The organism is Kitasatospora albolonga, from assembly GCF_039535905.1.
GTDB lineage: Bacteria > Actinomycetota > Actinomycetes > Streptomycetales > Streptomycetaceae > Kitasatospora > Kitasatospora albolonga.
Map to the genome: position 1 here is coordinate 1 of NZ_BAAAYB010000102.1, position 25,728 is coordinate 25,728.

Annotated in this window: 18 protein-coding genes; 12 read left to right on the plus strand and 6 right to left on the minus strand. The window is 71.9% G+C overall.

Translation table 11 applies throughout. From position 1 onward, the window contains the following. Positions 1-3,655 precede the first annotated feature (3,655 nt). From ABD946_RS26230 to ABD946_RS26265, 8 genes are all read left to right on the plus strand, one after another. Complete coding sequence (locus tag ABD946_RS26230) at positions 3,656-3,937, plus strand: hypothetical protein (RefSeq protein WP_345287637.1); 282 nt, start codon at positions 3,656-3,658, stop codon at positions 3,935-3,937. Then, entirely contained in the window at positions 3,868-6,063 is a 2,196-nt protein-coding gene (locus ABD946_RS26235) for a substrate-binding domain-containing protein (RefSeq protein ID WP_345287639.1), read from the plus strand. The genes ABD946_RS26230 and ABD946_RS26235 overlap by 70 nt, the downstream gene beginning before the upstream one ends. Then, a complete protein-coding gene (locus ABD946_RS26240; RefSeq protein ID WP_345287641.1) occupies positions 6,060-8,951 on the plus strand; it encodes a hypothetical protein in 2,892 nt (963 codons plus the stop codon). The genes ABD946_RS26235 and ABD946_RS26240 overlap by 4 nt, the downstream gene beginning before the upstream one ends. Before the next feature lie 114 nt (positions 8,952-9,065). Beyond that, a complete protein-coding gene (locus ABD946_RS26245) occupies positions 9,066-10,067 on the plus strand; it encodes a substrate-binding domain-containing protein (protein WP_345287643.1) in 1,002 nt (333 codons plus the stop codon). Positions 10,068-10,168: 101 nt separating this feature from the next. Beyond that, positions 10,169-11,761 (plus strand): Ig-like domain repeat protein, encoded by a 1,593-nt coding sequence (locus ABD946_RS26250; protein WP_345287645.1) that lies wholly within the window; start codon positions 10,169-10,171, stop codon positions 11,759-11,761. A gap of 133 nt (positions 11,762-11,894) precedes the next feature. Continuing rightward, positions 11,895-13,655 carry a hypothetical protein gene (locus ABD946_RS26255; RefSeq protein WP_345287646.1) on the plus strand — a complete coding sequence of 587 codons (1,761 nt, stop codon included), beginning with the start codon at positions 11,895-11,897 and terminating at the stop codon, positions 13,653-13,655. After that, the gene (locus ABD946_RS26260) at positions 13,652-14,662 is read left to right on the plus strand and encodes a sortase (protein ID WP_345287648.1); all 1,011 of its coding nucleotides are present in this window, start codon (positions 13,652-13,654) and stop codon (positions 14,660-14,662) included. Before ABD946_RS26255 ends, ABD946_RS26260 begins: the two co-directional genes overlap by 4 nt. A 76-nt stretch (positions 14,663-14,738) precedes the next feature. Next, positions 14,739-15,542 (plus strand): phosphate ABC transporter ATP-binding protein, encoded by an 804-nt coding sequence (locus tag ABD946_RS26265; protein ID WP_380149995.1) that lies wholly within the window; start codon positions 14,739-14,741, stop codon positions 15,540-15,542. Here the strand turns inward: ABD946_RS26265 and ABD946_RS26270 are convergent. The 3 genes from ABD946_RS26270 to ABD946_RS26280 all read right to left on the minus strand — a co-directional run bounded on the left by ABD946_RS26270 (position 15,523) and on the right by ABD946_RS26280 (position 17,901). Further along, positions 15,523-16,986 carry an MFS transporter gene (locus tag ABD946_RS26270; RefSeq protein WP_345287650.1) on the minus strand — a complete coding sequence of 488 codons (1,464 nt, stop codon included), beginning with the start codon at positions 16,984-16,986 and terminating at the stop codon, positions 15,523-15,525. The two genes, ABD946_RS26265 and ABD946_RS26270, sit on opposite strands and share 20 nt — an antisense overlap. A gap of 96 nt (positions 16,987-17,082) precedes the next feature. Then, positions 17,083-17,571, minus strand: coding sequence for a MarR family winged helix-turn-helix transcriptional regulator (locus ABD946_RS26275; protein ID WP_345287652.1), 489 nt, complete (start codon positions 17,569-17,571; stop codon positions 17,083-17,085). A 48-nt stretch (positions 17,572-17,619) separates the two neighbouring features. Next, positions 17,620-17,901, minus strand: a complete 282-nt coding sequence (locus ABD946_RS26280) for a protealysin inhibitor emfourin (protein ID WP_345287654.1) — start codon at positions 17,899-17,901, stop codon at positions 17,620-17,622. 399 nt (positions 17,902-18,300) lie between these two features. On the opposite strand from ABD946_RS26280, the gene leuA reads away from it, so the two are divergent. From leuA to ABD946_RS26300, 4 genes are all read left to right on the plus strand, one after another. Continuing rightward, on the plus strand, positions 18,301-20,082 hold the full coding sequence (gene leuA / locus ABD946_RS26285) for a 2-isopropylmalate synthase (protein WP_345287656.1): 1,782 nt from the start codon (positions 18,301-18,303) through the stop codon (positions 20,080-20,082). 391 nt (positions 20,083-20,473) lie between these two features. After that, positions 20,474-21,019: a TerB family tellurite resistance protein gene (locus ABD946_RS26290; protein ID WP_345287658.1), complete on the plus strand. Its 546-nt coding sequence runs from the start codon at positions 20,474-20,476 to the stop codon at positions 21,017-21,019. A 733-nt stretch (positions 21,020-21,752) separates the two neighbouring features. Further along, on the plus strand, positions 21,753-22,499 hold the full coding sequence (recO, locus tag ABD946_RS26295) for a DNA repair protein RecO (protein WP_345287660.1): 747 nt from the start codon (positions 21,753-21,755) through the stop codon (positions 22,497-22,499). A gap of 2 nt (positions 22,500-22,501) precedes the next feature. Then, entirely contained in the window at positions 22,502-23,332 is an 831-nt protein-coding gene (locus ABD946_RS26300) for an isoprenyl transferase (protein ID WP_345287662.1), read from the plus strand. Between the two features lie 70 nt (positions 23,333-23,402). On the opposite strand, the gene ABD946_RS26305 is transcribed toward ABD946_RS26300, so the two are convergent. The 3 genes from ABD946_RS26305 to ABD946_RS26315 form a co-directional block, all read right to left on the minus strand. After that, the gene (locus tag ABD946_RS26305; protein WP_345287663.1) at positions 23,403-23,816 is read right to left on the minus strand and encodes a Fur family transcriptional regulator; all 414 of its coding nucleotides are present in this window, start codon (positions 23,814-23,816) and stop codon (positions 23,403-23,405) included. A 35-nt stretch (positions 23,817-23,851) separates the two neighbouring features. Then, a complete protein-coding gene (locus ABD946_RS26310; RefSeq protein ID WP_345287665.1) occupies positions 23,852-24,817 on the minus strand; it encodes a metal ABC transporter permease in 966 nt (321 codons plus the stop codon). A gap of 61 nt (positions 24,818-24,878) precedes the next feature. Next, complete coding sequence (locus tag ABD946_RS26315) at positions 24,879-25,715, minus strand: metal ABC transporter ATP-binding protein (RefSeq protein ID WP_345287667.1); 837 nt, start codon at positions 25,713-25,715, stop codon at positions 24,879-24,881. Positions 25,716-25,728 lie beyond the last annotated feature (13 nt).

Below are 25,728 nucleotides of genomic sequence, written 5' to 3' on the forward strand. Positions count from 1 at the left end.
GACTGCCGTGACGAGGAGGCCGTTTGCACTCGGGGCTACCGTTGTCACTGTGTGCCAGCGCCCGTGCCGCGGCCGTGAGGCCGGCTACCGTGTGGTTTCGGCGCCCGGCCAGGTGGTACACCACTTGGGACGTAACCACGGGCGATGGCGGCCCCCCCGCTCCTTTCGTGTGCCGAGTCCGAGTGCGTCGTCCGCTGTCCGTCAGCGAGTCCAGGAAGCCTGTCCGGTTGCGCAACCGACCCGCCGGGGCGCGAGGTGGTGCAGGTCCTACCTGGCCACCGACGGCGTGGACCGCCAGCCCGGCACCTCCCCGCCTGCTGGCCGGTTCGTGGTGGTGGGCGACTGGCCGTCAGACGGGGGGAGTCGTGCCACTACCGCCTAGGAGTTGACGCGGTGGCCCCCGAGGTATAAGGCCGTGCCAGTCACTTGGGCCCCGCCCGGGGTGGGCGCTCGCCCCGGCGGACTGTAACTCGGGTGGATATTGTGTTCTGGCCGGCTCTCCGCGGCGGATCGTGTGGCGGGGTTTCCTTGACCTATTGGCCCCTGTAGGTCAACGGAACCCGGTCCTCCCGACCAGCGCCCTTAGCACTTCGTGCACGACGGACATCTTTCGGTGTGTATGACCGTTGTGGCTGGGTTTTTTGTCCATGCGACCGGTTCGTATCAGCAGGCCGTCCGTTGTTCCGGCCGATGTTTCTATAGTGCGGCCGCAGAATCATCTGAAATCGAGGTAACGTGGCCGTCTGAGCCTTGAGGACCGGTCCCTCGTTCCGGGCCAAGCCAGCGGCGGGTATAGGTTGCGGGCACCCCAGCGATATTGGTCTGGGTGCGAAATCCCCAGATATGGTCCTTTACATCTGTAGACAGACCAGTCCCGACCCTGCCGACCTCGGTTCGGCACGCTGGAACGGGTGTTGGATGAATCGGTGCGCTCGGGCGCCACACACCGTGGCCTCCTGGGCCAGCAGTCAAGACAGCCTTCCGGAAGCGGGTGCGCGCGCCAAGGGGAAGCCGCGATGGCGTAGGACTATCCAGTCCTACGGCGGTGATCCAGGAGGGCCCGAGTGCGTTCACCAGTTCACTCGCCTGGCCCTGGGGCCCAACTCTATGGGCTGCTTGGTCGCTTGAGTTTGGGCTGACGGGGCCGCTGGTGACCTGGCAATCGGTCCCGGTCTGGCATTACCGCCAGCCGCGGGGGTTGAAAGTTGCCGCTAGTTACAACCCTTGGCTGTCAGTGCCTCTTACATGGCGGGGGCGCGCCAGCCCGTGACGCGGACCCGAGGGGGTGGCCGCGGCGGCGACGGTCCTACTGAAAGCCGTTGGAATAGAGTGCAGGTGCGTCGACCCACCGTGGGCCGTGACATCCAGAGTTATTCGATGGACTGGCGCCGCTAGAGAAGGAAACCGCTGTTCCCGTGATGGCGATGCCAGGAATCCTACCGCCAACCCCGAGAGTCTGACCGGACCGTAGAATTCTATCTGTGCCTGGGCCCAAGGGTCATGCGGCGCCTTCCGATTCTGGTCGTGGGCATGATCTCGTGACGGTGCGGGCGCTACCTCGGCGTGTTGTGCGCGGCACTCCGAGGCGCCTATGTCCCACTCGCCGTGGCCTCTCCTTTGACCCTATTCTATCACCCCGAGATAGTCTTGGAAAACCCGCGACGGCGGGGCAAGGCCAGTTCGGCCATCGGCGGCCGTACTGGGCTTTGCGGTCACCCTTGCTTGATCCGGCGTGGGGGATCGGCGGGTGCGTAAGCTGCTGTGCGGTGCCCCGTCGTGCGTGCGCCTCGTGCAGGCAGTCTGGTGCCCCTCGTCTACATCAAGTGCGAAGTACGCGCCCCGGGAAGCTGCCAGGTCCCGGGGACGGGGATTCCAACCTGGAGCGCAATAATCACTGGTGTCCGGAACCATGCATTGGGCATCGCCAGTCGTCTGCCACGTGCTGCTGGAGTCTAGCTACGGTCGTCTGGGCGACAATCTTGCTACTGCTCCCTATCCATGCGGCCCGGGGTGTCCCGCGGCTCCCCTGGGGCTGGCTGGAATCCCGCACTCTTTCAAGGTGTTTTGAAAAGCGAGGGCTCAGTGTGGACCCGGATCCACTGAACTCCGCTGCTCTCAGCTATGCACCTGACGTGCCGCGCGCTTGGTCTTTTAATCGTCAACGGCAGGTTCAACTGGATTTGTCTCTGATGGCCTGGCACCGGTCGTCTCCGCTTTCCACATGTGATCCCCTTACGCCCGATTCATGTGCGTCCCTACCCTTGCGCAGTAGGTACTTCCGACCAGGCCCAACGGCCTTGTAGCGTGGCCGAGGTGCCGTTTTAACGTCCTCTTGTGAGGGCGTCCAATCCCCCGCTGGGGATTGGGTACATTCCGCTCTGGTGGGTGCTCTCTCGACCCGCGGTTTTAGCGCGGCCGACGGCGGTGATCATCGGCGGCACCGTATTGGCTGTGGTCCTAGGGCCGGCCTCGCGGTTCTGGCGAAGGGCGCATCCTCACGGACTACCTGATCCATTCTCGTATGGGCTTCGTAATATCCCAGCCGCACGTCCTGCAGAATACGTCGGTTCGTTCGCAGCGCGGCTTAGGCCCCCCCCGATGATCGTCCCTTGCGCTACGGGGTCCGACACCTCACACTCCTCCGTTCTCCATCTCGCGGCTGTGTAATGGACGTGGCCGGTCCCGGTCTGCCGTGCTGCAGTTCTTTCGCTCATACCCTGCTGGTTGCAACCTTGTGCTGTCTCCGCGGCGATGTTGCCGTGCCTGGATCGACCTCAGCCGTATCGGTGGGGCCATTGTCGTGTGTGACACCATACCACCCGTTCCTCGTGTGTGAACTGCCGAGTCTCCGCAGGCTGCACTCGAGGCGATTGGTGGACCCCGATGTGTGAACCTCGGCTGGTTCCCGTGATAGTGGCTGTCTTGCTGGTGCGCTTGAACGCAGTTGAAGGGAGCCGCGTCGAAGCCACCGGTTGGTGTTGGGGCGACTCCCCTCCGTACGCCGTCCTGGCGCGCCCTGCCCCGTCGTGTACGCTAGCCCGCGCAAGCCAAGCTTGATAGTCACGGCAGTGTGTTCGCCACAGCGCCGGTGGCGAGCCTCGCTTCCGCGAGACCACTTGACGATTTCTGGGTGGTTCAGAGGCCCTGGAGCGCGGCCTCGGGGTGGTCAGGTCAGTGATGACGGCGTCCCCGTGCTTGATTCCAGCGAGCTATGTCAGCGCCGTTTTCAATGGCGGCGTGATAGTTCGGAGGAACTTGTTCGGCTCGAGCTCATAGCTCGCGGCGTAGCTTGGTCCTCGGCGCGCTCGGCCGTCGACTCCACGCCCTGACTGTTGGTGCCTCTGACCCGGGACGAGATAACGGGGTTATCTCGCGAGTGATCTCGGGTGGCGGAATTTCCGGCTGGCCTCGGTGGTGGTGCACTCCATCGCCGCCCTGCTGCTCGGCGTGCTGGTCTGGGTGGTCGGCTACGTCTTCCTCAAGGGCTGGGACGCGCTCAGCCACACCAACTTCTACACCCAGGACCTGTCCCAGGCCGGCGCCCACCGACCCGCTCGACAAGGGCGGCGCGCTGCACGCCATCGTCGGCACGCTGATCCAGATCACCATCTCGCTGGCCATCACCATCCCGGTCGGGATCAGCTGCGCGGTCTTCATGAGCGAGGTGCCCGGCCGGTTCAGCCGGCTGGTGCGCACCCTGGTCGAGGCGATGACCGCGCTGCCCTCGATCCTGGCGGGCCTGTTCATCTACGCCGTGCTGGTGCTCGCGCTGGGCTTCCCGCGCTCGGGCCTGGCGGCCGGGGTGGGCCCTCTCGGTGATGATGCTGCCGATCCTGATCCGGGCCACCGACGTGGTGCTGCTGCCTGGTGCCGGCCTCCCTCAAGGAGGCCTCCTACGCGCTCGGCGCCGGCCGTTGGCGCACCGTCTGGACGGTGACCCTGCCGAGCGCCCGCTCCGGCCTGGCCACCGCCGTCATCCTCGGCGCGGCCCGCGGCATCGGCGAGACCTCCCCGGTGCTGCTCTGCTCCGGCTACACCAAGAACCTCAACCCGGACCCGACCAGCGACCCGCAGGCCTCGCTGCCGCTGATGGCGTTCACCCTGATCAAGTTCCCGTCCCAGCTCCACATCACCAGGGCCTTCGGCGCCGCCGCGGTGCTGCTCGGCCTGGTGCTGCTGCTCTTCGTGGTGGCCCGCACGCTCGGCGGCCGCGGCCCCGGCGACCTGACCTCCCGTCAGCGCGAGCGCCGGGCCCGGCAGTCCGCCGCCGACCTGGCCCGGATGACCGGCCCCGCCACGTTCCCCGCCGTCCGGAAGGCACCCGTGCTCACCCGTACCCTCACCCTCCTCACCGCGCTCGCGGTCGTGGCCGGTTCGCTGCTGCTCGGCGCGGCGCCCCGGGCCGAGGCCGCCGACTACCGCCGGATCAGCGGCGCCGGCTCCACCTGGAGCAGCAACGCGGTGGACGCCTGGGTCACCAACGTCCGCCAGTACGGCATGACCATCGACTTCGACGCGCAGGGCTCCAGCTACGGCCGCAACCAGTTCAAGAACCAGGCCACCGACTTCGCGGTCACCGAGATCCCGTACGGCCTCACCGACGGCGGGCAGTTCGACGCGCCGCCGCCGTTCCCGATGGCCTACCTGCCGATCGTGGCCGGTGGCACCTCGTTCATGTACAACCTGAAGATCAACGGCAAGCGGGTCGACAACCTGCGGCTCTCCGGGGACACCCTCACCAAGCTCTTCACCGGCGTGATCACCAAGTGGAACGACCCGCTGGTGGCGGCCGACAACCCCGGCCTGGCGCTCCCCAACGTGGCCGTCCGCCCGGTGGTCCGCTCCGACGGCTCCGGCACCACGGCGCAGCTCACCACCTGGATGAGCAAGCGTCACCAGGGCACCTGGGACGCGTACTGCGCCAAGACCAGCCGGCACGCGCCCTGCGGGGTCACCTCGTTCTACCCGCTGCTGCCCGGCTCCACCTGGCAGTCGCTCGGCACCTCGATCGCGGTGGCCAACGCGGTGGCCACCGACTCCAACAACGGCGCGATCACCTACGTCGAGTACTCCTACGCGCTCAACGCCCGCTTCCCGGTGGTGAAGGTGCTCAACGACGCGGGCTACTACGTGGAGCCGACCGCCCGCAACGTCTCGGTCGCGCTCGGGCACGCCGGGATCAACCAGGACCTCACCCAGCGGCTCGACGACGTGTACAGCTCGCCGGAGAAGAACGCCTACCCGCTCTCCAGCTACAGCTACATGGCCGTGCACACCAGCGCCACCCAGAGCTTCCCGGACGAGAAGGGCAAGACGCTCAGCGCCTTCGGCTACTACTTCCTCTGCGAGGGCCAGCGGCAGGCCGACAAGCTCGGCTACTCGCCGCTCACCCAGCAGCTGGTGAAGTCCGGGTTCGAGCAGCTGGCCAAGGTGCCGGGCTCCGAGGGCAGGGCCTTCGACGCCAACGCCTGCACCAACCCGACCTTCGGGCCCAACGGGACCAACCCGTTCGCGGCCGGGGCGCCGATGCCCCAGGAGTGCGACAAGAAGGGCGCCCAGATGTGCGGCACCGCCACCGGCGGCGCCGGTGCCTCGGGCGGCTCCAACTCCTCTGGCGGAAGCGGTGGTTCGGGCAGCACGGCGGGCGGTGGCACGGCCGGCTCCGGCGGTGCCCGGGGGACGGCCGCCGGTGCTGCGGGCAGCACCGGGGGAGCGGGCGGCACCGGTGGCGCGGCGGCGGGCGGGAGCAGCGGCGGCGCGGCCGGTGGAGCCGCGGGGGGTGCCTCCGGTGGCGCCAACGGCGGTGCGGCGGGCGGCGGTTCGGGTGATCCCGCGCTCGGCGGCGGGGACCCGGCGCTCGGGGGCGGGGGTGGTGGCGGCGCGGCCGGTGGCGGCGACGGCGGCCAGCAGGTGTCCGCGACCCAGGTCGAGATCGCCGCTTCCGCCAGCAGCGGCCTGCGGCACTCGCTGATGCTGGTGGCCGGTCTGCTGCTCGGTGCGGTCATCGTGCTGCCGCCGCTGGTGGCCGGCCGGGCCGCCCGTCGCCGGGGGGAGGGCCGATGAGGCTCCGTCGGACGCACGGGCGCCCGCCGCAGGACGACCTCGCCGTGGCGGGGCGGCCGGGCCGGGACGAGGCCGGGAGCGGGGCCGGTGGCACGGCCCGGGGCGCGCGTCCGCTCCGGCGGGTGGTCCGCACGGCCGGGGCGTTCGCCCTGGTGCTGGCCGTCGCCGGTGGTGTCGCGCTGTCGGCCGGGCCCGGCTCGGCGCCGGTGCGGGTGGCGGCCGGCGGTTCGGCCACCCCCGAGATCCCGGTGGACCCGATCACCGGGGCCCCGGTCCCGATCGACGGGCAGCGCCCGTCCGGCGAGCCCACCATCGCGGCCGACGCCCCGCCCACCGGCAGGGCCGCCACCCCGGCGGCCGGCTCCGGCGCGGGCTCGGCGGCCGCTGCGCCGGCCCTGTCGGCGGCGGCCCCCGGCGCGGCCCGGCTGGCCGAGGCCGGAGCCGGGTCGGAGAGCGGCCAGCGGCCGGTCACGGTGGCCGGCTCCGGCGAGTTCGCCGGCCTGGAGGTGACGGTCCACCAGACCGCGCACCTGGTGAACGAGTCGGTCCAGGTGACCTGGACCGGCGGCAGGCCGACCTGGCCGAGCCCGATGATCCTGGCCCGTCACTACCTCCAGTTCATGCAGTGCTGGGGCGACGAGGACAGCGGCCCGAGCCGCGAGCAGTGCCAGTACGGTGCCACCAAGGGGGACCCGCGGATCTCCGCCGGTGACTTCGTGAGCACCCGTCAGCTCAACGCGGGCGCACTCGAGGACAAGGCCGACCCGCTCTACCAGGAGCACCCGACCAAGAACATCTACGTGCCGTTCCGCCCCTCCAACGGCGGCCCGGCCGAGAGCGGCGGCGCGAGCCAGTACTACGACGCGCAGACCACCAACGAGGTGCCGTTCGGGCCGACCAGGGCCGATGGCTCCGGCCAGATCGACTTCGAGATGCAGACCGGCATGGAGGCACCGGGCCTGGGCTGCGGCCAGACCCCGGCCGGCGCCCCGGCCGACGCGACCCCGCGCCGCTGCTGGCTGGTGATCGTGCCGCGCGGCGAGATCGAGGTGAACAAGGAGGTGCCGACGGGCTCCTCCGGCAAGCTCCAGACCAGCCCGCTCTCCTTCACCAACTGGGAGAAGCGGCTGGTGGTGCCGCTGAGCTTCGAGCGGGTCGGCCTGTCCTGCCCGATCGGAAGCTCCGAACGGCCCACCAACGGAACCGAGATGGCCGCCGAGGCGATGTGGCGCTGGCAGCCGGTGCTCTGCCGCCAGGCGGGCGGGATCTTCAGCTACACCCAGATCGCCGACCACCTGGCCCGCAACCAGCTCAACCAGGACGACCCCGGCCTGTCCTACCTCGGCATCCCGCAGGCCCGCGAGGAGGACCGGCCCGGCCGGACGCCGTACTACGCGCCGGTCGCCCTCTCCGGGCTGACCTTCGCCTTCGACATCGAGAGCCAGTCCGGCGTCCGCACGCCGGAGGACAAGAAGAAGAAGGACGGCCAGCGCATCCACGACCTCAAGCTGACGCCCCGGCTCATCGCCAAGCTGATGACCCAGAGCTACCAGCAGTCGGTCAACCCCTTCGACCCGGACGTGCCGGCCGAGAACCCGGTCGACCTGCTGACCGACCCCGAGTTCCTGGCGCTCAACCCGTACTTCAAGGACCTGTACTTCCCGACCCGGGTCGCCGACCTGCTGCTGCCCAACGGCGACAGCGACGCCGCCCAGCTGGTCTGGATGTGGCTGCTGAAGGACCCGGAGGCGGCCGCCTTCCTGCGCGGCGAGAAGCACGCGGTCTGGAAGGACACCATCAACAAGGCCTGGATCAAGGTCGGCACCACCTACCCGCGCTCCAACTACCCCAAGCAGGACGTCTACTGCCTGGAGTTCCCGGACGACCCGGACGGCCGCCCTGCCTGGTGCAACCTGGACTCGCACGCCTACGCCCCCAGCATGCGCGAGGGCGCCCGGGGCATCGCCCGCGGGGACGGCCTGGGCAAGTCGGTCTGGGACGCCACCGTGATCCCCGGCCAGCTCAAGAAGGGCTCGCCGCAGCCGCAGGGCCTGCGCGCCCTGATGGCCCTGACCACCACCGCCCAGGCGGCCCGGTTCGGTCTGAGCACCGCTCAGATCCGCAACGCCAAGGGCGAGTTCGTCACCCCGACGGACGCCTCCATGCTGGCCATGGCCAACGGCACGATGCCCGAGTCGGCGACCACCATCTCGGTGATCCCGCCGTGGGCCGAGGTGGCCGGCGGCTACCCGCTGACCCTGACCACCTTCGCCGCCACCGTGCCCTCGCAGATCACCCCCGAGGCGGGCAAGTCCTACGCCGACCTGCTGCGCTACGCGGCCGGCCCCGGCCAGGAGCCGGGTGTCGCCGCCGGCCAGTTGCCCGTTGGCTACGTCCCGTTGCCCGAGCGGATGCGCAGCCAGGCCAGACTGGTCGCCGACGCGATCGAGCTCGCGGCGGGCAAGGCGGAGCCGAGCCCCAAGCCGAGCACCTCCGCCTCGCCCACGGCCTCCGGGTCCGCCTCGGCGACCGCCCGGCCCTCCGCCTCGGCGAGCGGGAGCACGGTCGTCCAACTCCCCACCGCCCCGGTCGGGGTGACGCCCGCCTCCGGTGCCGGGACCGGCTCCGGCAGCGGTGCCGGTACGGGCGGCGGCTCCGGCGGCGCCCCGGTGGACACGGCTCCGCTGAGTCCGCCGCCGCCGAGCCCCGAGCCCTCCCGCAGCCCGGTCCTGCTCTCCGCCACCCCGTCCGCCGCCCCGGTCGGCAAGACCGCCGGGACCAAGGTCGGCTCCGCCCGCTACGTCCTGCTCGGCACCTTGATCGCCGGAGTGCTCGCAGCCGTCGGCGGCGTGGCCGTGCCGCACCTGCTGCGCAGGCGGCGGCACTGACCCGGGCGCGGGCCCACAGACCACCGAACCATCGATCCACCGTCAACGCAGGTGCGCCACACGGCCGGAGACCCTCCGGCCGTGCCCGAGAGCTGCCCGTAGGAAGAAGGAACCGTGAACTCTCCCACCAAGAGCAACCTCGCCAAGTGTGTGACCGTCGCCGCCGGTCTGGGCCTGGTGCTGGGTAGCACCGGCACCGCGCAGGCCGACCCGTCGGGCGCCCCGGTCTACCGCCAGCTGGCGGGTGTCGGCTCCGACACCACCCAGGGCGTCATGAACGCCATGGCCAACGACATCACCCTCGGCGGCCAGAAGGTGGTGGCCTCCTACAACGCGCTGGGCACCGCCACCGTCGCCACCAAGGCGGCAGCCGCGTGCCAGTCGGTCGCCCGCCCGAACGGCTCCGGCGCCGGCCGCACCGCGCTGGTCAACCAGCTCAACCTGGGCAACGGCTGCCTGGACTTCGCCCGCTCCTCCAGCCTGAACCTGGCCGCCGTCACCCCGGGCCTGACCTACGTCCCGTTCGCGGTGGACGGCGTCACCTACGCCGTCTCCTCCGGCTCCGAGGTCGCCCTCGACCTCTCCACCGCCGACCTGCACTCGATCTACAGCTGCGACCCGGGCTACGTCGGCACCGGCCCGAACTGGGACATCAAGCCGCTGCTCCCGCAGGCGGGTTCGGGCACCCGTGCCTTCTGGCTCACCGTGGTCGGCATCACCGAGTCGGACATCAGCGCCAACAAGTACCCCTGCGTGACCGACACCAAGGGCGGCAAGAAGATCGAGGAGCACGACGGCCGCGTCCTCGACACCAAGTCGCTGGTGCCGTTCTCGATCGCCCAGTACATCGCGCAGGCCTCCTCCACCATCGCCGACATCCGCGGCTCCGCCCAGCTCGGCAACATCAACGGCGTGCCGTCGGTGCTGCTGAACTCCAGCGCGGCCGCCACCCGTGACGTCTACAACGTCATCCCGACCTCCCAGGTGGCGAACAGCCCCTGGAAGGACGTCTTCGTCGGCTCGAACTCCGAGATCTGCAAGCGCGCCGCCATCGTCAAGCAGTACGGCTTCGGCGTGAACGCCAACTGCGGCGACATCTCGCGCGTCACCGGCTGACCTGGCCACAGCTCCACCGGTCTGAGCAACACCCGGCCCGCACCACGGGCCCGAAACACCCTCAGAAACGCTCCACTGACGCCTGAAAGGCGAACTCCACCGTGAGCATCCGGATCACCCGCACCATCGCGGTCAGCGCGGCCACCCTGCTGGCCGCCGGCTCCATCACCATGCTCGGCTCCGTCGCCGCCCACGCGGCCGACAGCCCGACCATCGGCAGCCTGGTCGTCAACCCGAACGCCGGCACCGTCGACGAGGGTCTGACCGTGACCGCCTCGGGCGCCTGCACCTCGGGCACCAACCTCCAGGTCCTGGTGCTCGGCCAGGGCTTCCCGGCCGACGGCTACGGCGCCACCTCGAACCAGTCCAAGGACGGCTTCCCGGCCGACGCCCAGGGCAAGGTGACCGTCCCGCTCTCCAACACCCTGCGCGGCTACGCCCAGGCCAACGGCATCGCCGAGCTCTCCGGCAAGTACGAGTTCCGCCTGCGCTGCCGCAACAAGGTCGGCGCCACCTACTACGGTGACTTCGTCGGCGCGATCTGGATGTCCAGCGCCACCAACTTCACCTCGACCGACCCGAACGCCCCGGTCGCGGTGGCCACCACGACCACCGTGTCGGCCACCCCGAACGGCTCGGCCACCGTGGGCAGCGACGTCACGCTGACCGCCGCCGTCTCCCCGGCCGCCCCCGGCACCGTGCAGTTCCTGGACGGCGCCAACCCGGTCGGCTCCCCGGTCGCGGTCAACGCCGGCCAGGCCACCCTGACCACCAACGCGCTGACCGAGGGCGCCCACCAGCTGTCGGCGGTCTTCACCTCCTCCAGCACCGGCTTCCTCGGCTCCACCGCCGCGGCGGTGGCCTACACCATCAGCCCGAAGGGCGCCGCGGCGACCACCACCGCGCTGGCCGTCTCGCCCGCCGGCTCGGCCGCCAAGAACACCCCGGTCAAGCTCAGCGCCAACGTCACCCCGGGCGCCGCGGGCACCGTCGCGTTCAAGGACAACGGCACCGTGCTCGGCACCCAGACCGTGGTGGCCGGCGCCTGCGAGTTCACCACCGCGACCCTGGCCGAGGGCGACCACGCCTTCACCGCCGAGTTCACCCCGGCCGCCCCGGCCGACTTCGCGTCCTCCACCTCCAGCACGGTGGCCTTCACCGTCACCCCCGTGGTGACCCCGCCGAACCCGGGCGGCCCGACCCCGCCGTCCCCGGTCTTCGAGACCATCACCACCTCGGTCGCCCCCGGCGCCCTGGTGATCAGCGTGGCCGGCACCAACGTCACGCTGCCCCCACTGGCGCTGAACAGCACCAGCACCCTGTACTCCACCGGTGGCGCCATCCAGACCGTCACCGTCACGGACACCCGTGCCGGTGCCCCGGGCTGGTCGGTCAGCGGCCAGGTCGCCCAGTTCAACTCGGGCGCCAACGTGATCAACGCGCAGAACCTGGGCTGGGCCCCGAGCCTGGTCTCCAAGGGCGACGGCCTCAAGGTCACCCTGGGCGGCACGGTCAACCCGGCCAACGCGGTCGAGGCCAACGACAGCGGCCCGTACGGCCTGAAGTCGTCCCGCACCCTGGCCACCGCGACCGGCCTCGGCACCGCCAAGCTCGGCGCCGACCTCACCCTGCTGGCGCCGACCTCCACCCAGGCCGGCACCTACCAGGGCCTGCTCACCCTGACCGCGATCTGACGCCGGTAGTTCACCGGGTCAGCGTGCGTTCGTAACCCGGCGGCCGGGCGGTCCAGGCGACACTGTGTCAGCTCTGGACCGCCGGGCCGCCGGTGCCCAACTCCCGTACCGACAAGCGAGGATGACGCCGCCGATGCGCCGATGGCTCCTGGCACTCGCCACCCCGGCCCTGCTCGCCCTGACCGTGCTCCAGGGGACCGCGCACGCGGAGGACCCCCCGGCGCAGCCGTCCCCCGGTCAGAGCGCACCCGCGCAGGCCCCGGCCCAGGGCGCGCCGCCCGTCGCGCAGACCTTCGGCATCCAGCCCTCGTCCGCCGACGCCCCCGACACCCGGGGCACCTTCGGCTACGCCGCCACCCCCGGCGCGCTGGTCAAGGACCACGTCGCGCTCTGGAACTACAGCGACCAGCCGCTCACCGTGCGGCTCTACCCCGCGGACGCCTTCAACACCGACAGCGGCGGCTACGACGTGCTGCCGGACGGCCGCAAGTCCACCCAGGCCGGAAGCTGGCTGCGCACCGCGGCGGACTCGGTGACGCTCGCTCCGCGCAGCCGCCAGATCGTCCCCTTCACCCTCGTGGTGCCCGCCGACGCCACCCCCGGGGACCACCCGGCCGGGATCGTCGCCGCGCTGCGGGCGGAGAGCAAGGACGCCCAGGGCAACGCCATCACCGTCGACCAGCGGGTCGGCGCCCGGGTCAACATCCGGGTGGCCGGCGACCTGCGGGCCGAGCTCAAGGTGGAGGACGCCAAGGCGGTCTACCACCCGAGCGCCAACCCGCTCGACTCCGGCCGCACGACGGTGAGTTACACCGTCCGCAACACCGGCAACGTCCGGCTCGGCGGCAAGCAGGCGGTCCGGGTGACCAACCTGTTCGGCTCGATCGCCACCGGTCACACCCCGCCCGACCTCCAGGAGCTGTTGCCCGGCAACTCGGTGACCTACCGCTTCGACGTCTCCGGCGTCTACCCGACCCTGTGGGGCACCGCCGGGATCACCGTGGACCCGCTGCCGGTCGGCGGCGACAAGGACCCGAAGCTGATCAGCTCCGTCACCAAGTACGCCTTCGCCTGGATCCCGTGGACCACGCTGGCGATCCTGCTGGTGGCCGGCGCCCTCGGCCTGCGCTGGTACCGGCGCCGCCGCCGTCCGGCCGTCCCGCCCACTGCACCGGCCGCCGCCGGGGGAGGCGGCGCGTCCGCCGCTCCGGCCGCCGTCGCGGTGGCCACCCTGCTCGCCCTGCTGGCCTTCGGCCACCTCTGGTCCGCACCGACGGCCTCGGCCGCCGAGGCACCCGGCACGCTGGCCTTCGACTACGCCTCCGGCAAGGACGACGACCCGATCGACCTGCTCAGCTCGGCGCCCTGCCCGGACCCGGCGAGCAACTACGTGGCGGTCCGGATCGCCGGCCCCGGCTTCCCCGCCGAGGGGTACCCGCTGACCGGCCTGGTGGCCGCCTCGGTCTACCGCCCCTCGAACGGCGGCGGGTTCGTGCTGCCGCTGGCCAACACCCTGCGGGTGGTGGCCTCCCAGGCCGGAGCCGGTCAGCTCAAGGGCGCCTACACCATCACCGCGACCTGCCGGAACAAGGTCCGCCCGGCCGCGCTCAAGGAGTTCACCGGCACGCTCACCTTCACCGGGCCGAACACCTGGACCGCCACCGACGTGGCCCCCGCCGGAGCCGTGCACGCCCCGGCGCCCGACCCCGGCGTCGCCACCGGGCCGGTGGCCGGCGCCAGGGGCGGCTCCACCGCGGCCGCCGCCACCGCCGACGACGGGGTCCCGCTCTACACCTGGGTCTCGGTCGCCGCCGGGCTGCTGCTGCTCGGCTGGATCGCCGTGCCGCGCCTGCGGCGCCGGGCCCGGCGCACCGCCGAGGAGGCAGCCGAATGACCGTCACCGTCCCCGTGCCGATCAAGGCCGGCCCCGGCCCGCGGGACTGGACGCCGCCGTCCACCGAGCCGCCCGCCGCGCCCGCCCCGCCGTCCGTCCCGCCGTCCGCGCCCCCGCCCGTTCGGCCGCCCGCCCGGCCCTCGGTCGTGCGCCGGCTGACCCCGGACGGACCGCAGCTGATCGGCGCGGCGCTGGCCATCGTGGCCGGCCTGATGCTCGGCCTGCTGCTCGACCTCGGCCCGCTCGGCGGCCTGCGCCACCTGCGCGACCACGAGACCGGGATGGCCGAGCTCCGCCTGAGCCTGGCCCAGGGCACCGCCCCCGTCGGCCAGTTGGACAAGGACGGCAAGCCGGTGCTGCCCGGCACGCCCGTCGCACTGCTGGAGATCAAGCACCTCGGACTGCGCGAGGTGGTCCGCGAGGGCACCACCGGCGAGGTGCTCTCCTCCGGCCCCGGCCACCGCCGGGACACCGCGATGCCCGGCCAGGCCGGCACCAGCGTGCTGTTCGGCCGCCAGGCGGGCTTCGGCGGCCCGTTCGGCGCCATCGGCCAGCTGCGCCAGGGCGAGACCTTCACCGTGACCACCGGTCAGGGCAGCCACACCTTCCGGGTGGTGACGGTCCGCCGGGCCGGCGACCCGATGCCGCCCGCCCTCAAGACCGGCGCCGGACGGGTGGTGCTGGTCACCGGCGACGGCCCGCTGTACGCGCCCGACGACCTGCTCTACGTGGACGCCGACCTCGAGAGCGAGGTCCAGCCGAACAACGCCCGCCCGCTCACCTTCGCCGCGCTGCCCGCGGCCGAGAAGGCGATGGGCACCGAGGAGGGTGCCTGGGTGCCGCTGGTGCTCTGGGGCGAGGCACTGCTGCTGGCCGCCGTCGCCCTGGCCCTGGCCTGGACCCGCTGGGGCCGCTGGCAGGCCTGGACGGTCGGGGTGCCGGTGCTGTCCGCCCTCGGCCTGGCCGTCGCCGACCAGGTCGCCCGCCTGCTGCCCAACCTGATCTGACCTCAGTTCCCCCGCTCCGCACCGCCGTTCCAGTCAAGAAAGGGGCCGCCCCGTGAGTCTCGACACCACGGCCGTCCTGCCCGTCGTCCCCACCGCCGCGAGCAACGCCGGGACGCTCGACGCCCACGGCATCTCGGCCTGGTTCGGCGAGCGCAAGGTGCTGGAACGGGTCTCGCTGCTGATGCCGGCCGGCCAGGTCACCGCGCTGATCGGCCCGTCCGGCTGCGGCAAGTCCACCTTCCTGCGCATCCTCAACCGGATGCACGAGCTCATCCCCGGCGCCCAGTTGGCGGGGGAGGTGCTGCTGGACGGCTCCGACGTCTACGCCCCCGAGCGCCGGCTCACCTCGGCCCGCCGGGACATCGGCATGGTGTTCCAGAAGCCCAACCCCTTCCCTGCGATGTCCATCTACGACAACGTGGTGGCCGGGCTGAAGCTCACCGGCCTGCGCGCCACCCGGGCCGAGAAGGACCACCTGGTCGAGGAGTGCCTGACCAAGGCGGGCCTGTGGAAGGAGGTGCAGGACCGGCTGCGCCAGCCCGGCGGCGCCCTCTCCGGCGGCCAGCAGCAGCGCCTGTGCATCGCCCGCTCGCTCGCCGTGCGCCCCAAGGTCCTGCTGATGGACGAGCCCTGCTCGGCCCTCGACCCGACCTCGACCCGCCGGATCGAGCAGACCATCCGCGAGCTGGTGGAGGAGGTCACCATCGTGATCGTCACCCACAACATGCAGCAGGCGCACCGGGTCTCCGACCAGTGCGCCTTCTTCCTCGCCGAACAGGGCACCCCCGGCGGCATCGTGGAGCACGGGCCCACCGAGGCGATGTTCTCCGCCCCGGTGGACCAGCGCACCTCGGACTACGTCAACGGCCGCTTCGGATAAGCGACTTCTCCTCCCGCCGGCTGGTCGCCACGACCCGGCCGGCGGCCGGCCGCAGGGCGACGGCGGCCAGCGCGGTGGCGGCCAGCAGGAGCAGGGTGCCGAGCAGGAAGGCGGCCCGGAAGCCGGCCGTCATCGCCTCGGCCTGGCTGCGGCCGGCCTCGGCCAGCGCCTGGCCCCGGCTGCCGGCCAGGGTGACCAGCACGGCCACCCCGAGCGCGCCGCCGACCTGCTGGGTGGTGTTGAACAGCCCCGAGCTGACGCCCGCGTCGGCCGGGGCGGCGTCGGCCATGGCCAGCGAGGTGAGCGCGGCGACGGCCAGGCCGAAGCCGCCCGCGAGCAGCATGGTCGGCAGCAGGTGGAGGACGTAGGAGGCGTCCGCGGGGAGCCGGGTGAGCAGGCCGATCGCCACCACCAGCAGGCCCAACCCGCCCAGCAGCACGGTCCGTTCACCGAAGCGGGCGACCAGCGGGGCGGAGAGCAGCAGCGAGACGCCACCGATCACCACTGCGGCCGGGAGCATGGCGAAGCCGGTCGCGGCGGCGCCGTAGCCGAGCACGTTCTGCAGGTAGAGCGCTATCAGCACCTGGAAGCCGAACAGCGCCGAGACCATCAGCACCTGCACCAGATTGGCCGCCGCCACCCGGCGCGAGCGCAGCAGGCGCAGCGGCAGCAGCGGCTCGGCCGCGTACCGCTGGCGCAGCAGGAAGCCGGCCAGCAGCAGGGCGGAGACGGCGCCGAGCAGCAGGGCGCCGGTGGTGGAGCGCTCGATCGAGACGATCGCGTAGACCCCGAGCATCAGACCGGCGGTGACCAGTGCGGCGCCCGGCAGGTCCAGGCCGCGCAGCGAGCGGGCCGGGCCGTCGGCGGCCAGCACCCGCAGCGACAGCAGGACGGCGGCCAGGCCGATCGGCAGGTTGACGAAGAAGATCCAGTGCCAGCCGACCGCCTCGGTCAGCACCCCGCCGAGCACCTGCCCGATCGAGGCCCCGGCGGCGCCGACGAAGCTGAACGCGCCGATCGCCTTCCCGCGCTCGCCCGGTTCGGGGAAGAGCGTGACGATCATCCCCAGGCTGACCGCCGAGGCCATCGCCCCGCCGATCCCCTGGGCGAACCGGGCCGCGATCAGCAGCTCCTGACCGCCCGCCAGCCCGGCCAGCAGCGAGGCGGCGGTGAAGAGCACCAGCCCGGCCACGAAGATCCGGCGGCCGCCGAGCAGGTCGCCGAGCCGCCCGGCCAGCAGGAGCAGGCCGCCGAAGGCGATCAGGTAGGCGTTCACCGTCCAGGTCAGGCCCTCGGCGGTGAAGCCCAGGTCGGCCTGGATGGCGGGCAGCGCCACGGTGACGATGGTGCCGTCCAGGATGATCATCAGCATCCCGGCGCAGAGCACGGCCAGGGCCGTCCAGCGCGAATGCGCGGTCCCCGGTGCGGTTCCTCGCGTGGTCATGGAGTTCCTCCCCCTCGGTGGTGGCGACAGGAAGGAAGCTATCAGATAGTCCCGTACAAGACTATCTTTCTCGGTATTGAATTGTCCGGGACGGCCTCAGCCGCGCGGGCGGCGGGCCCGGCGCACCGGGCGCTCGCTCTCCACGGGGGTCGATAGGTGGCCCTCGTGGAGGGTGGTGAGCGCGCGCAGCAGTACGGCGCGGTCCTCCTCGGGCACCGCCTCCAGGGCCTCCCGGTGGACGCCGTCGGCGACCTTCACCCCGGCCGCCACCGCCTCGGCGCCGGCCGGGGTGACGGAGATGATCCGGGCCCGGCGGTCGGTGGAGGAGGGGCGGCGCTCGGCCAGTCCGAGCCGTTCCAGCTCGTCCACGGTGACCACCATGGTGGTCTTGTCCAGGTCGGCGATCTCGGCCAGCTGGATCTGGGTCCGCTCCTGCTCCAGGGCGTGCAGCAGCACGCAGAAGCCGCGCGGGGTGATGCCGAGCCCGCTCCCGGCGAAGGCGGCCGACATCCGGGTGGAGAGCACGTGGCTGGTGTGGGTCAGCAGGGCCGACAGGTCCGGCATGGTGCGCGAGGGTTCGGTCATCCCCGCAGTCTACAAACTGCGGCTCCAGCGGGATTATCCGGAAGTGGACTACTCCACCGGGAGGGCCAGGCCCTCGCGCAGCACCAGGGAGACCAGCTCGTGCTGGGAGTCGGTCAGCTTCGGGTCGGCGCAGTGCACCGTCCGTCCGTCGACCGTGATCGCGTAGTGGAACCCGTCCGGCACTCCGTAGGAGGGGTTGCGGAGTCCGCCGGCCACCGCCTCCCTGGCCAGCGCGTGGACGTGCGGCGCGTCGGTGCGCGCGGCGGTGTCCAGCTCGGCTCGGAGGGGGTGTCCGGCCAGGCCGCCGGTCCGGGTCACCTGGATGCGCATGGTTGCCAGTGTGCTACTCAGGGGCACGGCCGCGCTGCCCGTTTCGGTGAAAATTCGGCGTCGGATCGGCGGGTGGATCAAGGAGGCGGGCGGGCGGACGGGCAGGTGCGCGCGGGCCGCCCGGCTGACGGCACGTCAGTTCGAGCCGTCTCGCTGGGTGGGACAGTGGCCTGCCTCACTTCGGCGGGCAGGGCGCCTGGGTTACGCTGGGCGACATCATGCGCTACCGGCTGCTTCTTCTTAGCTGCCGCGGCGAGGGCCTGTAGACCACGAAGGCCGGCTCCCTCGCCGCGGGATGCTGTGCTGTCCCCGTACGGATGCGGGGCAGTGGTCGGCCGAGTCGGGTGTCCTCCACCCCGACCAGCCCGCATATCGAGTTCGGAAGCCGAGAGTCCCTTCATGACTGAGCAGTCCGCCATCGCTCGTGCGTTCAACGACCGCCCCACCCCGATCACGGCCGGCACCGTCCAGCAGAAGCCGTCCGGGATGCCGTTCCAGCGGTACGTACCGTTCGGCACCATCGACCTGCCGGACCGCACCTGGCCGTCCAAGGTGATCACCCAGGCTCCGCGCTGGCTCTCCACCGACCTGCGGGACGGCAACCAGGCGCTGATCGACCCGATGTCCCCGGCCCGCAAGCGCAAGATGTTCGACCTGCTGGTCAAGCTGGGCTACAAGGAGATCGAGGTCGGCTTCCCGTCCTCCGGCGCCACCGACTTCGACTTCGTCCGCTCCCTGATCGAGCAGGACGCGATCCCCGAGGACGTCACCATCTCGGTGCTGACCCAGGCCCGCGAGGACCTGATCGAGCGCACCGTGGAGTCCCTGGTCGGCGCCCCGCGCGCCACCGTGCACCTGTACAACGCCACCTCGCCGCTGTTCCGCCGGGTGGTCTTCAAGGGCAGCAAGGACGACATCAAGGCGATCGCCGTGGACGGCACCCGCCTGGTGATGGAGTACGCCGAGAAGATCCTGCGGGACGACACCGTCTTCGGCTACGAGTACTCGCCGGAGATCTTCATCGACACCGAGCTGGACTTCGCCCTGGAGGTCTGCGAGGCGGTGATGGACGTCTGGCAGCCCGGCGAGGGCCGCGAGATCATCCTGAACCTGCCGACCACCGTCGAGCGCTCCACCCCGAACGTCTACGCCGACAAGATCGAGTGGATGTCGCGGAACCTGAGCCGCCGCGAGTTCGTCGCGCTGTCCACCCACCCGCACAACGACCGCGGCACCGGCGTGGCCTCCGCCGAGCTGGCCATCATGGCCGGCGCCGACCGCGTCGAGGGCTGCCTGTTCGGCCAGGGCGAGCGGACCGGCAACCTGGACCTGGTCAACGTCGGGATGAACCTGTTCTCCCAGGGCGTGGACCCGATGATCGACTTCTCCGACATCGACGAGATCCGCCGCACCGCCGAGTACTGCTTCCAGATGCCGGTGGCCGAGCGCCACCCCTACGCCGGCGACCTGGTGTACACCTCCTTCTCCGGCTCCCACCAGGACGCCATCAAGAAGGGCTTCGACGCCCTGGAGGCCGACGCCAAGGCGGCCGGCGTGCCGGTCGGCGAGTACACCTGGGGCGTCCCGTACCTGCCGATCGACCCGAAGGACGTCGGCCGCTCCTACGAGGCGGTCATCCGGGTCAACAGCCAGTCCGGCAAGGGCGGCATCGCCTACGTGCTGAAGAACGACCACAAGCTGGACCTGCCGCGCCGTCAGCAGATCGAGTTCTCCCGGATCATCCAGGCCAAGACCGACGCCGAGGGCGGCGAGGTCACCCCGGCCGAGATCTGGAGCGTCTTCCAGGACGAGTACCTGCCCACCCCGGAGAACCCGTGGGGCCGGATCGCGCTGAGCGGCTCGCGCAGCCTGGAGACCGAGGACGGCCGCGACGTGCTGCGCGCCGAGGCCGTGGTCGACGGTCGCCCCGTCACCCTGAGCGGCACCGGCAACGGCCCCGTCTCCGCCTTCGTCAACGCGCTGGCCGGGATCGGCGTCGACGTACGGGTGCTGGACTACGCCGAGCACGCGCTGAGCGAGGGCGGCGACGCCCAGGCCGCCGCGTACGTCGAGTGCGCGGTGGACGGCAAGGTGCTGTGGGGCGTCGGGATCGACGGCAACACGGTGCTGGCCTCGCTGAAGGCCGTGGTCAGTGCGGTGAACCGGGCCCAGCGCGGCTGACGGTGCGTCAGGGGGGCCGCTGCGGCGGCCCCTTCGGCGTTTCCGGGGTCCCTTGGGGGTGCCGGCGCGGGCGTCGGCGGGGGTGTCGGCGGGCGGGGGCGCGGGGTGTGTTCTGCGACACATTTTTACCCGTTCGGGGTGCTGACACCCGCGCTTAACCATGGCAGCATCTACCCACCGGAACCGGGGTCGGTGGGACGACCGCGGCGTCCGGTCGCGTGACCTGCCCATTGTTGTGCAGGCCGCCTGCCATGTCTGGGGAGTTGGCGCCGTGACAGGGTTGTGGGGTGTCCGTCCTCGGTGGCGGACTGACGTCCTCGGTGATTTCTACTGTCCGGGCTGCGGCGGGGACCGCAACTACCGCCGGCAGCACGGCCGGCGGTGGCTGCGGTTGTTCGGCACCCCGGTGCTGCCGGTCGGCCCGGTCACCGGCTGCGTGCAGTGCACCACCTGCCACCGGCGCTTCGGGCTGGAGGCGCTGGACCAGCTCACCTGCGTCCGGCTGGGCGCGATGCTGCGGGACGCGCAGTACACCGTCGCACTGGCGGTGCTCGCGGCCGGTGGCACCGGCAGCCGGGCCGCGCGGGACGCCGCCTGCGAGGCGATCCGAGAGGCCGGCTTCGAGGACTGCGGCGAGGCCCAGGTGCTGGCCGCGCTCGCCGCCCTCTCCGGGACGGGCGGGGACACCCCCGTCGACCTGGACGCCACCGGCAGTGCCCTCACCGTCGAACTCCACGCCGCGCTCGAACCGTTGGCCCCGCACCTGGCCCAGCCCGGCCGCGAACGCCTCGTCCTGCAGGGCGCCTGGATCGCCCTCGCCGACGGCCGCTACCTCCCCCACGAGCGCACCGCCCTCACCGCCGTCGGCCGCTGCCTCGGCCTCCCGGCCACCCGCACCGCCGAACTCCTCGAGGCCGCCACCCGCACCTCCCACTGAGCCGGGCCCGACTCCCCCCTCCGGGCCCGCCACGACCCGCACCCGCAGGACGGTTCCCCCACGGACCCAGGGTGCGGGCTCGCGGCTGCGCGGCCCCGCCTGCGGCGGGCTCGCCGAGGCGAGCAGGCGTCACGGGCTCGGGGCCTCGCCTGCGGCGGGCTCGTCGAGGCGTACGCCGACGCGGCGCGTCAGCCGCCTGCGGCGAGCTGACGGCGCCTATGGGTCCGGGGCCTTGTCTGCGGAGGGCTCGTGGGGCGAGCGCTGTCACCGTTGGGATGCCTCGCCTGCGGCCGGCTCGGCCGGGGTGCGAGGCCGCGCCGTGCGGGAGCCGCCTGCGGCGAGCTGACGGGGCGTCGGGGGCATCGGCACGCGCGCGAGCCGTGACGCCCGGGCCCGTCGGGCGTCACCGTGCGCGGACGTCTGCGACCCGGCCCGCGCGTGCCCGACCGGACCACCGCAGCTCGCCGCAGGCGCTCCCCTCGCCCGCGCCCGAGGCTCGCCGTAGGCGTTCCTCTCTCCCGCCTCCGAAGCTCGCCGCAGGCGTTTGCCTCGCCCGCGCCCGAGGCTCGTCGTAGGCGTTCCCCTCTCCTGCCTCCGAAGCCTGCCGCAGGCGTTTGCCTCGCCCGCGCCCGAGGCTCGTCGTAGGCGTTCCCCTCTCCTGCCTCCGAAGCCTGCCGCAGGCGCTTCCCCTCCCCGGGCGGGGGTGTCGGTGGGGTGCGGGAGAATGGGCGGCATGAGTCTGTTCCGGGACGACGGCATCGTCCTCCGTACCCAGAAGCTGGGCGAGGCCGACCGGATCATCACGTTGTTGACGCGTCAGCACGGCAAGGTCCGGGCGGTGGCCCGGGGGATCCGCAAGACGAAGTCGAAGTTCGGGGCGCGGCTGGAGCCGTTCTCGCACGTGGACGTGCAGTTCTTCAGCCGCGGAGCGGACCTGATCGGCCGCGGGCTGCCGCTCTGCACGCAGGTGGAGACCATCGCCCCGTACGGCGGACGGATCGTCACCGACTACTCCCGCTACACCGCCGGCACCGCGATGCTGGAGACCGCCGAGCGCTTCGCGGAGAACGAGGGCCAGCCCGCCGTGCAGCAGTACCTGCTGCTGGTCGGCGGGCTGCGGACGCTCGCGGCCGGGGAGCACGAGCCCCATCTGGTGCTGGACGCGTTCCTGCTCCGCTCCCTCGCCGTCAACGGCTACGGCGCCAGCTTCACCGACTGCGCCAAGTGCGGACTCCCGGGCCCCAACCGGTTCTTCTCGCTCCAGGCGGGCGGTGTGCTCTGCGGTGACTGCCGCGTACCGGGAAGTGCCGTACCCTCCCCTGAGACACTGGTACTGCTCGGCGCACTGCTGTCAGGGGACTGGCAGACGGCGGACAACAGCGAGCCGAGGTACTGGCGGGAGGGCAGCGGTCTGGTCGCCGCGTACCTCCAGTGGCACCTGGAGCGGGGAATCCGCTCGATGAGATACGTGGAGAAGTGAGCATGGCAGCGCGACGGCTCTTCGGCAGCAAGCAGCGGGAGTACCTCCCGCCGACCCCGCACCCGAGCGGCGCCGTGCCGCCGAAGATCCCGGGCGAGCTGGTGCCGGGCCACGTCGCGATCGTGATGGACGGGAACGGCCGTTGGGCCAAGGAGCGCGGGCTGCCGCGGACCGAGGGCCACAAGGTCGGCGAGTCGGTGGTGCTGGACGTGCTCAAGGGCGCGATCGAGCTGGGCGTGAAGAACGTCTCGCTGTACGCCTTCTCCACCGAGAACTGGAAGCGGTCCCCCGACGAGGTGAAGTTCCTGATGAACTTCAACCGGGACGTGATCCGCCGCCGCCGGGACGAGATGAGCGAGATGGGCGTCCGGATCCGCTGGGCCGGCCGGATGCCGAAGCTGTGGAAGAGCGTGGTCCAGGAGCTCCAGGTCGCCGAGGAGATGACCAAGGAGAACGACGCGGTCACCCTCTACATGTGCGTCAACTACGGCGGCCGGGCCGAGGTGGCCGACGCGGCCGCCGCGATCGGCCGGGACGTCGCGGCCGGGAAGCTCGACCCGTCGAAGATCAACGAGAAGACCCTCGCCAAGTACATGTACCACCCGGACATGCCGGACGTGGACCTCTTCCTGCGCCCCAGCGGCGAGCAGCGCACCTCCAACTTCCTGCTCTGGCAGAGCGCCTACGCCGAGCTGGTGTTCCAGGACGTGCTCTGGCCGGACTTCGACCGCCGCGACCTGTGGCGCGCCTGCGAGCAGTACGCGATGCGCGACCGCCGCTTCGGCGGCGCGCTGCCCAACGAGGTGGCCGCCGAGGTCCCGACCCAGCGCTGAGACAGCACGACGAGAGGGCCCGTACGGAGGTGAATCCGTACGGGCCCTCTGCCGTGCGTCCGACGGTCCGTCAGGCGGTGGCCTTGGCGGCGCAGCTGGCGCAGGTGCCGAAGATCTCCAGGGTGTGCGCGATGTCGCTGTAGCCGTGCTCGGCCGCGATCGAGTTGGCCCAGCGCTCGACGGCGGGGCCCTCCACCTCGACGGTGGAGCCGCAGGAGCGGCAGACCAGGTGGTGGTGGTGTCCGCTGCTGCAGCGGCGGTAGACCGCCTCGCCGTCGGCGGTGCGCAGCACGTCCACCTCGCCGGCGTCGGCCAGTGACTGGAGGGTGCGGTAGACGGTGGTGAGCCCGACCGAGTCGCCGCGGTGCTTGAGGAGGTCGTGCAGCTCCTGGGCGCTGCGGAAGTCCTCGACCTCGTCCAGGGCCGCCCAGACGGCGGCTCGCTGCCGGGTCGATCGGGCACGCGACGGGCCTGCGGTGGTCACCGTGGGTCCTCCAGGGAGAGTGGGCGTCTGGCACCTCATTGTGCCAGTCCCCGACTGGTGACCGAATCCTCGGTGCGGGACTCCTCGGACTCCCGGGCCTCCTGGGGCCGGTGGGGGTCGGACGGCCCGGCCTGGCGGGGCAGCCCGACCTCGCAGACCTCGGGCCCGGCGTCCGGGGCGGCGCGGTGGCGGCGGCGGGCCAGCGGTGCGGCCAGTGCGCTGAAGACCGCGAAGACCACGATGGCCAGCAGCACGATGGCCGGGCCGGAGGGCAGGTCGGCCTCGTAGGAGCCGGCCACGCCGGCCACCGCGACGGCCACGCCGACGCCGATCGAGGCGGCCTGGGTCATCGCGAACGAGCGGGTCAGCTGCTGCGCGGCGACCACCGGGACGACCATCAGCGCGGAGACCAGCAGCAGGCCGACCACCCGCATCGCCACCGTGACGGTGACGGCGGCCATCACCGCGAGCAGCAGGTTGAGCGCCCGCACCGGCAGGCCGGTGACCCGGGCGAACTCCTCGTCCTGGCAGATCGCGAAGAGCTGGCGGCGCAGGCCGATGGTGACCGCGATCACCACGGCGGCCAGCACCGTGATGGTGAGCAGGTCGGTGGGGGAGACGGTGAGGATGGAGCCCCAGAGGTAGCTCTCCAGGCTGCCGTTCCCGGACTGCGAGCTCATGCTGACCAGCAGCTTGCCGCAGGCCATGCCGCCGTAGAAGAGCATCGCCAGCGCGATGTCGCCGCGCTGGTTGCCGCGCGAGCGGACCACCTCCATGACCACGGCGCCGAGCACGCAGACCAGCACCGCCATCCAGACCGGACTGGTCTGGAAGAAGAAGCCGAGGCCGACGCCGGTGAGCGCGACGTGGCCCATGCCGTCGCCCATCAGCGCCTGCCGCCGCTGCACCAGGTAGATGCCGACGGCGGGGGCGGTGATGCCGACCAGCACGGCGGCGATCAGCGCGCGCTGCATGAAGTCGTAGCTGAGCATCTCGGTCATCGCGGCAGTCCTGAGGTCGGGCGGGTGGTGCGCGGGTGGGCGGTGCGCGGGTGGTCGGCGCTCATGCGAGCAGTCCGGGGGTCGTCAGGTGCTCGTCCCCGTGCGGGTGGACGTGGTCGTGGCCCGGCAGGGCGTGCTGGCCGGTGCTGGGGATCGGGGGGCCGTCGTAGGAGACGCAGCCGTCGCGAAGGACGACCGTGCGGTCGATCAGCGGCTCCAGCGGGCCGAGTTCGTGCAGCACCAGCAGGACGGCGGCGCCGCGCTCGACCTCGGTGCGCAGGGTGTCGGCGAGCACCTGCTGGCTCTCCAGGTCCACCCCGGCCATCGGCTCGTCCATGATGAGGAGTTCGGGGGTGCCGACCAGGGCGCGGGCGATCAGCACCCGCTGGTGCTGGCCGCCGGAGAGCCCGGCCACGCCGTCCCCGGCCCGGTCCAGCATTCCGACGGCGGCCAGCGCGCGGTCGACGGCCGCCCGGTCCCTGCGGCGGAACGGCAGCAGCCCGTGCTTGGGCAGCCGCCCGGTGGAGACCACCTCGCGGACGGTGGCGGGCACGCCGCTGGCAGCGGTGGTGCGCTGCGGCACGTAGCCGATCCGGTGCCAGTCGCGGAACTTGGCGAAGGGGGTGCCGAACAGCTCCAGGCCGCCGCGCTCCAGCGGGACGGCGCCGATCACCGACTTGACGGTGGTGGACTTGCCGGAGCCGTTGGCCCCGAGCAGCGCGACCACCTCGCCGGGCCGGACCCTGAGGTCGACCCCGCGCAGGACGGGACGGCCGCCGAGGGAGGCGACGGCGTCGCAGAGGCAGACGACCGCGGGCGCGGCACCCCGCTGGGGGTGCCGCGCCTCGGCGGTGTCCGTCCCCTCGGCCGCCGGGGCCTCGGGAATGACTGAACTCATGGTGATGCGGTGT